The following is a 10757-nucleotide window of genomic DNA, read 5'->3' on the forward strand; positions in this document are numbered from 1 at the left end:
GTCCTCTCCAGATGTTAGTTTTTATTCAACCCACTACAGTTGACAATGAGCCATTTTTCATGGAAACTCTATTATTTAAGAGTAACTGAAGCTCCAGCTTCTTCCAATTTAGCTTTGATTTCTTCAGCTTCTGCAGCTGCAACGCCTTCTTTGATGACACCTGGTGCACCATCAACAAGTTCTTTAGCTTCTTTAAGACCAAGACCTGTGATTTCACGTACAACTTTGATAACGCCGACTTTCTTGTCGCCTGCAGCTGTCAATTCAACGTCAAATGAATCTTTAGCAGCTTCTTCAGCACCACCAGCAGCAGCTACAGCTACAGGAGCAGCTGCAGTTACACCAAATTCTTCTTCGATAGCTTTTACAAGGTCGTTCAATTCAAGGATTGAAGCTTCTTTAATTTCAGCAATAATGTTTTCAATGTTCAATGCCATTGTTATTTCCTCCAAATAAGTTTATATTTTATGTTTATATTTTTGTAGCTAGGCTACGCTGCGTAGCTTAAGATTAAGCTGCGTCTTCTTTGTTGTCTGCAACCGCTTTGACTGCAAGAGCAACGTTGCGCACTGGCGCTTGAAGTACAGAAAGGAGCATAGAAAGAAGTCCTTCGCGGTTTGGAAGAGTTGCAAGAGCAACGATTTCTTCTTTTGATGCGACAGCGCCTTCGATTGCACCACCTTTGATTTCAAGTGCGTCAGCAGTTTTAGCAAAGTCGTTCAAGATTTTCGCTGGAGCGATAACATCTTCGTTAGAAAATGCTACAGCAGATGGTCCAACAAATACAGATGCAAGTTCTGCAAGGCCAGCTTTTTCAGCTGCACGACGTAAGATTGAGTTTTTAATAACTTTATACTCAACTTCGCTTCCACGAAGCTCACGACGAAGAACTGTATCTTGTTCAACTGTCAAACCACGAGCGTCTACAACGACGATTGATGCAGCAGCTTTCATTTTTTCAGCTACTACGTCAACTAGTTCTGCTTTTTTAGCAATAATTGCTTCACTCATTAGTGTGTTCACCTCCGTAATTATTTTGCTTGGGGAATTTTTCCAAAAGAAAAACGCGCCCAAACCTAGACACGAAAGTACAATACGCTTCTTTTTACATGATACGTTTTGTCCTCGGTAGGATATTTATGAGTCGATCTCCCCTACTGTCTTAGGCAGTTTTTTCAAACCGTATATAAGTATACCATACTACTTTGTTTAGTGCAAGAGTTTTTTTCTTATTTTTTAAAAAATTTATTTATTTTTTAACCTTATTTCAAGATAATCTCATCAAAAATCAATTTTAGTTCTTGACTTGTTTGATTTTTTATTGTACTATACAACTGTATATACAGCTAAAAGGAGTTATTATGAATACACAAAAGAAAACACAATTCATGACCTTGACCGCATTGCTAACAGCTATCGCTATTTTGATTCCTTTGGTGATGCCCTTTAAAATTGTCATTCCTCCCGCTTCCTACACTTTAGGAAGTCACGTTGCTATTTTTATCGCTATGTTTCTCTCGCCATGGATGGCTATCTTTGTTATTATAGCTTCTAGTTTAGGATTTCTCATGGCTGGGTATCCGATTGTCATTGTACTTCGCGCCTTTTCCCATATCTTTTTTGGAAGTCTGGGTGCTTTCTATCTTCAAAAACATCCTCAAACCTTGGACAATAAGAAATCTTCATTGATTTTCAATTTTGTACTTGGTTTGGTTCATGCTATTGCTGAAGTTTTGGCTTGTATGATTTTTTATGCTAGTACTGGAACTGACTTAAAAAATATGTTCTATGTCTTGTTTGTCTTGGTTGGATTTGGTACTATTATCCATAGTATGGTAGACTATTATCTAGCCTTGGCTGTTTATAAAGCATTGAGAAAACGCCGTTAAGCGTTAAGAAAGAAGAATATGACAAAAAATCGAAAAGAAGCACTTCTACAACTCTTAAAAGAAGCTCAAAAACCTCTAAACGGAAAAAGCTTAGCAGAACATTTTCATGTCACTCGCCAGATTATCGTTCAGGACATTGCAGTACTGCGTGCTGATGGTGCTCCTATCTTATCAACCAATCGTGGCTATATTTATAAAGAAAGCAAAACCAGTCCGTATGTTCACAAGCTGTTTAAAGTAAAGCACGAGATGGAAGAAATCGGTCAAGAACTTCTAGCTATCGTCGATAATGGGGGACGTGTTCAGAATACCTTGATTGATCATCCTGTCTATGGAGAAATTGAAACCTTGCTCAAACTCTCTTGTCGTCGGGACGTTCAGCATTTTTTAGAGCAAGTCGAAAGGTCTGACTTTAGACCACTTTCTGAATTAACAGATGGCGTCCATTATCACCTAGTCGAAGCTGAAAACGAACAAGACCTTCTCTATATCGAGAAGGCCTTGGATAAGTTAGGTTATTTAGTAAAGGATTAGAAGATTTTCTTTTCCCAATCGTCTTCTGTACGGCGAGGGTAGAAAAATTCAGACTTATCCGGATCTTCCATCATCTCCATTAAAGGTAACATATCATAGGCCAGATCCAAGTTTGGAATCTGGTCTTTTTGCACCCAAGAAACTTCTCCTTCATCTGAAGAACGAAGGGTACCAAAGAACTCAGTCGCCTTATAACAAACGACAATATAGCGGCCACCTGTATCTAGTGGCCAATTTTTAATGCCGACAAGTTGAGGATTTTGAATCGTCAGACCTGTTTCCTCGTATATTTCACGAATAACAGATTCTGCAAAGGCCTCACCATCTTCCACATGACCTCCTGGAAAAGCATAGCCAGACCAGCGGTTGGTTTCAGGCGATCGATACTGCATAACCACGCGCTGATTTTCAAGGTCTTCTATTAAACAAATATTAGTTAGAATGGTTAATTGTGCTCTAGACATAGGACTCACTTTCTAATGTTTAATTTTTTTCTACATACTTAACTTTAGACTTCATAATCAAAGGATTAACTAAGTCATGATATTCATGAATTTCATGAAATAAGAATCCTCTGATGATTCTTATTTCATTTTTTTCCCTAATCACATAGTAGTCTAAATTGATAGGCATAGATGAATCTGGAACCGTGGAGAAAAATAAAAATATCATAAACCAGATTATGAGAGCAACGAATCCACTGAGAGCTTGAAAAATCAGATGATGCCATTGAAAGATTCTAGATTTATAAAAGATGGTCCATGGTTGGATAAATAGGGTTAAACAAAGACCAAAGAACCAGAAATTCCACAAGACTGGGGTAAAAGATAAGCCAAAAAGCCCTAAGATAAAATGAATCAGTACAAATACCAGGCACGAAAGGTAAATAACCCTAAATATCGTTAGATGTTTCATCATGATTGACTCCTTTTCTTTTCAATATATTTGTAAATTATAATTGTCACAATAGGCACTAGAAAGAAAATGAAATAAGTAACGAGGGGAAACCAGATATAGCGATAGTCTAATGCCCATATCGGAAGTAATCTTGTTCCTCTTTTAGAGGTCATCCCAATCGTTAACTGGAATACACAAGCAATTCCGTTAGGATATAAAAACATTTCTGCAAAATTTCGCAAGGAAATCCAGTCTTTCTTAAAGGTACGAAGGAAAGTATGATAAGATGCATTCACCAAAAGGACGATATTTAAATAAAGTGGAAAACTATAATGCAGTTCCCGATAGGGACTTGGAATAAGGGGTGTTCCGTACAATAGACATAACATTCCTAGAGCAGAAAAGAACAGAACGCTTGCATCAAGGATCCAGGCAATTGTTGAATGTAGCACAAACCACAGATTCATGCGGTCTAACCAACCTATTTTTCACTTTGATTTAGAATGCTTTTTGTGTGCACTAACATTCTTTCTCAATCGTTTCTTCTCTCTCCTTCTAATTCATCATAAACAGATAAACATTAAACCTATTTGATACAAATTTTTTATCGTTAGGGAATAATTTTTGATCTTATAATTTACCAGAAATATATATAAATAGTTTTTTTCTTAAATACTCAATAAATGCACCTACAATAAATATTAGAAGTGTCATTAAGAGAATGATCGTGACAAATATAACGAATTTCTGTCCGTCAACTAAAGAATAAATGTTGGGTAAAATCCTTCTAAAAATCAGAGGGTGAACATGAAACAAATAGACTCCTAATGTTAATGGAGATAATGTTAAAACTATTTTTTTCAAAGTTAATGGAAAATTTTTGAGACTTAAAAATAGTAGAAATATTGATATTCCTTGAAGAATTACTGTTGGAGATGTATAACTTCTCCACTGTTCATAGCCAAGACTGTGCAATAGAAAAGTTAAACTTGTCAGTAAGATAATCATTCCAGCAACTTGCCAAACTTTAAAACGATTTTCAAAGTCTAATCTATTGATGATAGCTCCTATCATATAAAGGAGTATCATCCATAAAACACTATATCCACCCCACAATCCTAACGAATCTTGTTTAAATATTGTTGGAATAATAGAGAAATATACAAATCCACCACTAACAAAAAGTAATAACAATTCTTGTTTTACTGTTAATATAGCTTGATTTAAAAATGGAGCCACTAACATTAAACCGAAATAACAACTCATATACCAGTATTGACCATGGCTAATTGGCGTAAAAGCAGAGAGCCAATCGCTTAGTTTAACGGATGACTTTGAAAAAAGTGCGAATATTAATGTGATTGAAATCGTATAAAAAATGATTTGCAACCAAAAACTAAACATTTTTTTATAACTAAATTTAGAATGAAGTCCGACATAGCCACTGATTAAAATATAAATATTTACTGCCGAATAAGAAAATGCTTCTAAATAATTTGCAAAAATATAATAAAAATTCTTTTGAATGGCAAATTTTTCTAAAATTCCTCCCATGCCCAGAACATGTAGATTGCAAATCATCAGCATTGCTAAAATTCTACAAGCTTCAATTCCTAGGTGTCTATTTTTCATTAATATACCTTTCCACACTATTTATATAACTTCTCAATCTAACGCCTTGACTTCCAACATCATATCACGAATCTGAGCAGCCAGTTCAAAGTCAAGCACTTCGACGGCTTCTTGCATTTGTTTTTCCAATTTCTTGACCAGTTCTTTTCGTTCTTGTTTATTGAGGCTATTGATATCAACTTCCTTGTCCTCTTCCTTGGCAACTGTCTTGGTAACAGAAATAAGATCACGGATTTCCTTTTTAATAGTTTGTGGTACGATGCCATGCTCTTCATTATAAGCCATCTGAATTTTACGACGACGAGCTGTTTCATCGATGGCTTTTTGCATAGACTGAGTCATAGTATCAGCATACATAATGACATGACCTTCACTATTACGGGCTGCACGACCGATGGTTTGGATCAGACCACGTTCGTTACGGAGAAAGCCTTCCTTGTCAGCATCAAGAATAGCAACCAGACTTACTTCAGGAACGTCAATCCCTTCACGAAGGAGATTGATTCCAACCAAGACATCAAAGACTCCTAATCGTAAATCTCGGATAATCTCTGTCCGCTCTAAAGTCTTGATATCCGAGTGCATATACTTGACCTTGATCCCCATTTCCTTGAAGTAGTCTGTCAAATCTTCTGCCATTTTCTTGGTCAAGGTAGTAATAAAGGTGCGTTCATTCTTTTCAACACGGGCATTGATTTCTCCCAAGAGGTCATCAATCTGTCCCATGGTTGGGCGCACTTCCACCTCTGGATCCAAGAGACCTGTTGGACGGATGATTTGCTCAATCACGGTGTCCGTTTGTTCCATCTCATAATCACCAGGTGTCGCTGAAACGTAGACAATCTGGTGAACATGACTTTCAAACTCTTCACGACGAAGAGGACGATTATCCAAGGCAGATGGCAAACGGAAACCATAATTAACCAACATTTCCTTACGCGAACGGTCACCATTATACATTCCCTTGATTTGTCCCATGGTCATGTGGCTTTCATCAATCATAATCAAGAAATCATCTGGGAAGAAGTCGAGAAGCGTATAAGGTGGCTCTCCTTCGCTCCGTCCATCCATGTGACGCGAGTAGTTTTCGACACCATTGGTATACCCCATCTCACGTAACATCTCGATATCGTACTCTGTCCGTTGTTTCAAGCGTTGCGCTTCAAGGAGTTTGCCTTCTTTTTCAAAGATAGCTAATTGTTCTTCCAATTCAGCCTGGATCTTAGCAATCGCTACTTCCATGTGGTCGTCATTGGTCACAAAGTGAGTGGCTGGGAAAATCGCCAAATGGTCCACTTCACCTAATACTTGACCTGTCAAAGCTTCAACCTCTCGAATACGATCAATCTCATCTCCGAAGAATTCAACACGAAAGGCATGCTCATCACGAGATGCTGGGAAAATTTCCACCACATCTCCACGTACACGAAATCTTCCACGCTGGAAATCAATATCATTGCGTTCAAATTGAATATCGACTAATTCATTAAGCAGTTTATCACGAGAAATTTCAAGTCCTGGGCGCAGACTTACTACACTATCAGCATATTCTTTAGGGGAACCCAAACCATAAATACAAGATACGGATGCTACAACGATGACATCGTTACGCTCCAAGAGCGCTGATGTAGCGGAGTGACGGAGTTTATCAATCTCATCGTTAACTGAACTATCTTTTTCGATATAAGTATCACTAGAGGGAACATAGGCTTCTGGCTGGTAGTAATCGTAATAGGACACGAAGTACTCGACGGCATTCTCAGGGAAAAATTCCTTAAACTCCCCGTAGAGCTGGCCTGCTAGGGTCTTATTGTGGGCGATGACTAGGGTTGGTTTATTAACTTTGGAAATCACCTGACTCATGGTATAGGTCTTTCCTGTACCAGTCGCCCCCATCAAGATTTGAGCTTTTTCACCACCCTCGATGTTATCTACCAACTGCTCAATAGCCTGCGGTTGATCCCCAGATGGTTGGTATTTGGATACAAGTTTAAATTTGTTGTCTGTAATTCTATTGATCATAATTGCCTCATACACATTTTCTATCCTTCTATTTTACCATAAAAAAGATCTACTTACTGATTCTCAACTTCTTGCCACTTAGTATCTTATGTCATATCTTCTTACATCGAAACGCTAAATATTTGCCAACTTTTTTATTTTCTGCTATAATGGGTAAATATTCTAAAAAGGAGACTAAACATGAAGAAAAAAATCCTTGCATTTTTATTATTTTTATTTCCCTTATTCTCTTTAGGCTATGTTAATGCGGACACTATCAAGATTGTTAGTGATACAGCTTATGCACCCTTTGAGTTTAAAGATACAGACCAGACTTATAAAGGAATTGATGTCGACATCATCAATAAAGTCGCTGAGATAAAAGGATGGAATATCCAAATGTCTTATCCAGGCTTTGATGCTGCTGTCAATGCGGTCCAAGCAGGGCAAGCAGATGCGATCATGGCTGGTATGACAAAAACCAAAGAACGTGAAAACGTCTTTACAATGTCTGATACATACTATGATACAAAAGTTGTCATAGCAACGACTAAGTCTAACAAAATCACTAAGTATGAAGAACTCAGTGGTAAAACTGTTGGTGTTAAAAACGGTACTGCCGCACAACGTTTCCTAGAAAGCATCAAAGATAAATATGGATTCACTATCAAAACCTTTGATACTGGTGATTTGATGAATAACAGTCTCAGTACAGGTGCTGTAAATGCCATCATGGATGACAAACCAGTCATCGAGTACGCTATTAACCAAGGGCAAGATCTCAGTATCAACATGGACGGAGAAGCCGTTGGAAGCTTTGCTTTTGGAGTTAAAAAAGGTAGTAAGTACGAATACCTGGTTACAGAATTTAACGAAGCTTTAGCTCAGATGAAAAAAGATGGTAGCTTGGACAAAATTATCAATAAATGGACAAGTTCTTCTAAAACTAGTTCACAAGTGACTTCTCTCACTTCTACTACAAGCGCAGGTCAAAAAGCTACTCCAGTCAAATCAAAATACGTTATCGCAAGTGATTCTTCATTTGCACCATTCGTTTTCCAAAACTCAAGCAACCAGTACACTGGTATTGATATGGACTTGATCAAGGCTATTGCCGAAGACCAAGGTTTTGAAATTGAAATCACCAACCCAGGTTTTGACGCTGCTATTAACGCGGTTCAATCTGGTCAAGCTGATGGTATGATTGCTGGTATGTCTGTTACAGACGCTCGTAAAGAAACCTTTGATTTCTCTGATTCTTACTATACAGCTAATACTATTCTTGGAGTTAAGGAATCAAGTACCATTTCTTCTTATGAAGATTTGAATGGTAAAACCGTTGGTGTAAAAAACGGTACTGCTTCTCAAACCTTCCTAACTGAAAATCAAAGCAAATATGGTTATAAAATTAAAACCTTTGCAGACGGTTCATCTATGTATGACAGCTTGAACACAGGTTCAATTGACGCCGTGATGGATGACGAACCAGTTCTTAAATACTCTATTAGCCAAGGACAAAAATTAAAAACACCAATCGAAGGTACTCCAATCGGTGAAACTGCTTTTGCAGTTAAAAAGGGAAGCAATCCTGAATTGATTGAAATGTTCAACAACGGTCTTGCAAATCTTAAAGCAAGTGGTGAATTCCAAAAGATTCTTGATAAATACCTTGCAACTGATTCAACAAGTGAATCATCAGCTGTTGACGAAACTACTATCTGGGGCTTGTTGAAAAACAACTACAAACAACTCCTAAGTGGACTTGGAATTACCCTTTCTCTAGCTTTGATTTCCTTTGCAATTGCGATTGTTATCGGGATTATCTTTGGTATGTTTAGCGTTAGTCCTTATAAATCACTTCGTATTCTTTCAGAAATCTTTGTCGATGTGATTCGTGGTATTCCATTGATGATTCTTGCTGCCTTTATCTTCTGGGGAGTTCCTAACTTTATCGAATCCCTTACAGGCCAACAGAGTCCAATCAATGACTTTGTCGCTGGTACAATCGCCCTCTCCCTAAACTCAGCCGCTTATATCGCTGAAATTGTTCGTGGTGGTATTAAGGCTGTTCCTATCGGACAAATGGAAGCTAGTCGAAGCCTTGGTATCTCTTACAGTAAAACCATGCGTAAGATTGTCTTGCCACAAGCAACCAAACTTATGCTTCCAAACTTCGTCAACCAATTTGTTATCGCACTTAAAGATACAACTATCGTATCTGCAATCGGTTTGGTCGAACTCTTCCAGACTGGTAAGATTATCATTGCTCGTAACTACCAAAGTTTCAAAATGTATGCAATTCTCGCAGTCTTCTATCTTGTGATTATCACTCTTCTTACTAGACTTGCAAAACGCTTAGAAAAGAGGATTCAATAATGGCTAAATTAAAAATCGATGTCGATAATTTACATAAGCAATATGGTAAAAACAAAGTCCTAAAAGGAATCTCAGCAAAATTCTATGAAGGAGATGTTGTTTGTATCATTGGACCTTCTGGTTCAGGTAAATCAACTTTCTTGCGTAGCTTGAATCTCCTTGAGGAAGGTACAAAAGGTCATATCACAGTTAATGGCTATGATTTGACGGATAAAGCAACCAACGTGGACCACGTTCGTGAAAATGTCGGAATGGTGTTCCAGCACTTCAATCTTTTCCCACACATGACGGTATTGGAAAATATCACTTTCGCTCCAGTAGAGCATAAGTTGATGACTAAGGCCGAAGCTGAAAAATTGGGAATGGAACTCCTTGAAAAAGTTGGATTGGCTGATAAGGCTAATGCTAATCCTGAAAGCCTATCAGGTGGTCAAAAACAGCGTGTGGCTATCGCTCGCGGTCTAGCCATGAACCCTGATATCATGCTCTTTGACGAACCAACTTCTGCCCTTGACCCTGAGATGGTCGGCGACGTTCTTAACGTTATGAAGGAATTGGCTGAACAAGGCATGACCATGATCATCGTAACCCACGAAATGGGATTCGCCCGCAAGGTTGCCAATCGTGTGATCTTTACTGCTGACGGTGAATTTCTTGAGGACGGAACACCTGACCAAATCTTTGACAACCCACAACATCCGCGTCTTAAAGAATTTTTAGACAAGGTTCTAAACGCCTAGAAGAGATTGGGCAAAAAGTCTTTATAATCAAAAAAACGCATTGTATCAGATATTAAAATGTACTGACCCCAAAAAGTTAGACAATTAATTTATTCAAAGGATTTAGTTCTGTATTGCACAGGACTGAGTCCTTTTAGTTTTACCTTAATTCGTTTGTTGTTGTAATAATCAATATAGTTTACAATAGCTTGTTCCAATTGCTTAAGCGACTGAAATGACTTCTCATAACCATAAAACATCTCCGATTTCAGAATCCCAAAGAAGGACTCCATCATACCATTGTCTGGGCTGTTACCCTTACGCGACATGGATGCTTGAATTCCCTTACCCTCTAGAAACTGATGATAAGAATCGTGTTGATATTGCCAGCCTTGATCACTATGGAGAATCGTATTCTCGTAGTGCTTCTCTGTGAATGCCTGTTCCAACATTGTTTTTACTTGTTCTAAGTTGGGTGAAGTTGAAAGATTATAGGCGATAATTTCGCTATTAAAGCCATCTAAAACTGGTGATAAGTAAAGCTTTTGGGTACTTGCTGGAATGGCAAATTCTGTCACATCTGTGTAACACTTTTCCATTGTTTTAGAGCCTTCAAATTGACGTTGAATGAGATTCTCTGCCTTCTTGCCAACGTCTCCTTTATGAGAAGAATATTTTCGTTTCTGTCGCATTTTAGCTTGTAAATTGA

General features: G+C 37.9%; 11 protein-coding genes and 1 other annotated feature. Of the genes, 4 read left to right on the plus strand and 7 right to left on the minus strand.

Annotation, left to right across the window (positions count from 1 at the left end):
• Positions 1-71 precede the first annotated feature (71 nt).
• Both rplL and rplJ read right to left on the minus strand, forming a co-directional pair.
• Positions 72-437, minus strand: a complete 366-nt coding sequence (gene rplL / locus RQ973_RS09020; protein ID WP_001196968.1) for a 50S ribosomal protein L7/L12 — start codon at positions 435-437, stop codon at positions 72-74.
• Positions 438-510: 73 nt separating this feature from the next.
• Complete coding sequence (gene rplJ / locus RQ973_RS09025) at positions 511-1011, minus strand: 50S ribosomal protein L10 (protein WP_311518285.1); 501 nt, start codon at positions 1009-1011, stop codon at positions 511-513.
• 38 nt (positions 1012-1049) lie between these two features.
• Positions 1050-1185, minus strand: a sequence feature (ribosomal protein L10 leader region).
• A 176-nt stretch (positions 1186-1361) separates the two neighbouring features.
• Here rplJ and RQ973_RS09030 point away from each other — a divergent pair.
• Together RQ973_RS09030 and RQ973_RS09035 are read left to right on the plus strand one after the other, a co-directional pair.
• A complete protein-coding gene (locus RQ973_RS09030; RefSeq protein ID WP_001095969.1) occupies positions 1362-1889 on the plus strand; it encodes an ECF transporter S component in 528 nt (175 codons plus the stop codon).
• Positions 1890-1907: 18 nt separating this feature from the next.
• Positions 1908-2423 (plus strand): transcription repressor NadR, encoded by a 516-nt coding sequence (locus RQ973_RS09035; RefSeq protein ID WP_075231670.1) that lies wholly within the window; start codon positions 1908-1910, stop codon positions 2421-2423.
• Here the strand turns inward: RQ973_RS09035 and RQ973_RS09040 are convergent.
• The 4 genes from RQ973_RS09040 to uvrB all read right to left on the minus strand — a co-directional run bounded on the left by RQ973_RS09040 (position 2420) and on the right by uvrB (position 6974).
• Positions 2420-2887, minus strand: a complete 468-nt coding sequence (locus tag RQ973_RS09040; RefSeq protein WP_311523747.1) for an 8-oxo-dGTP diphosphatase — start codon at positions 2885-2887, stop codon at positions 2420-2422. The two genes, RQ973_RS09035 and RQ973_RS09040, sit on opposite strands and share 4 nt — an antisense overlap.
• A gap of 19 nt (positions 2888-2906) precedes the next feature.
• Positions 2907-3341, minus strand: coding sequence for a hypothetical protein (locus RQ973_RS09045; RefSeq protein ID WP_311523749.1), 435 nt, complete (start codon positions 3339-3341; stop codon positions 2907-2909).
• Positions 3342-3950: 609 nt separating this feature from the next.
• Positions 3951-4952, minus strand: coding sequence for an acyltransferase (locus RQ973_RS09050; RefSeq protein ID WP_248034139.1), 1002 nt, complete (start codon positions 4950-4952; stop codon positions 3951-3953).
• A 33-nt stretch (positions 4953-4985) separates the two neighbouring features.
• The gene (gene uvrB, locus RQ973_RS09055) at positions 4986-6974 is read right to left on the minus strand and encodes an excinuclease ABC subunit UvrB (RefSeq protein ID WP_049525975.1); all 1989 of its coding nucleotides are present in this window, start codon (positions 6972-6974) and stop codon (positions 4986-4988) included.
• A 180-nt stretch (positions 6975-7154) separates the two neighbouring features.
• On the opposite strand from uvrB, the gene RQ973_RS09060 reads away from it, so the two are divergent.
• Positions 7155-9329 carry an ABC transporter substrate-binding protein/permease gene (locus RQ973_RS09060; RefSeq protein WP_075231675.1) on the plus strand — a complete coding sequence of 725 codons (2175 nt, stop codon included), beginning with the start codon at positions 7155-7157 and terminating at the stop codon, positions 9327-9329.
• Positions 9329-10069 carry an amino acid ABC transporter ATP-binding protein gene (locus RQ973_RS09065; protein ID WP_049503260.1) on the plus strand — a complete coding sequence of 247 codons (741 nt, stop codon included), beginning with the start codon at positions 9329-9331 and terminating at the stop codon, positions 10067-10069. The genes RQ973_RS09060 and RQ973_RS09065 overlap by 1 nt, the downstream gene beginning before the upstream one ends.
• An 89-nt stretch (positions 10070-10158) precedes the next feature.
• Here RQ973_RS09065 and RQ973_RS09070 read toward each other — a convergent pair.
• A partial coding sequence (locus RQ973_RS09070; protein ID WP_311523752.1) for an IS3 family transposase occupies positions 10159-10757 on the minus strand: 599 nt, incomplete at its 5' end.

The organism is uncultured Streptococcus sp., from assembly GCF_963511325.1.
Taxonomy (GTDB): Bacteria; Bacillota; Bacilli; order Lactobacillales; family Streptococcaceae; genus Streptococcus.

Coding starts and splice junctions, on each gene's coding strand:
- rplL (WP_001196968.1), bottom strand. CDS start 437: ATGGCATTGAACATTGAAAACATTATTGCTGAAATTAAAGAAGCTTCA.
- rplJ (WP_311518285.1), bottom strand. CDS start 1,011: ATGAGTGAAGCAATTATTGCTAAAAAAGCAGAACTAGTTGACGTAGTA.
- RQ973_RS09030 (WP_001095969.1), top strand. CDS start 1,362: ATGAATACACAAAAGAAAACACAATTCATGACCTTGACCGCATTGCTA.
- RQ973_RS09035 (WP_075231670.1), top strand. CDS start 1,908: ATGACAAAAAATCGAAAAGAAGCACTTCTACAACTCTTAAAAGAAGCT.
- RQ973_RS09040 (WP_311523747.1), bottom strand. CDS start 2,887: ATGTCTAGAGCACAATTAACCATTCTAACTAATATTTGTTTAATAGAA.
- RQ973_RS09045 (WP_311523749.1), bottom strand. CDS start 3,341: ATGATGAAACATCTAACGATATTTAGGGTTATTTACCTTTCGTGCCTG.
- RQ973_RS09050 (WP_248034139.1), bottom strand. CDS start 4,952: ATGAAAAATAGACACCTAGGAATTGAAGCTTGTAGAATTTTAGCAATG.
- uvrB (WP_049525975.1), bottom strand. CDS start 6,974: ATGATCAATAGAATTACAGACAACAAATTTAAACTTGTATCCAAATAC.
- RQ973_RS09060 (WP_075231675.1), top strand. CDS start 7,155: ATGAAGAAAAAAATCCTTGCATTTTTATTATTTTTATTTCCCTTATTC.
- RQ973_RS09065 (WP_049503260.1), top strand. CDS start 9,329: ATGGCTAAATTAAAAATCGATGTCGATAATTTACATAAGCAATATGGT.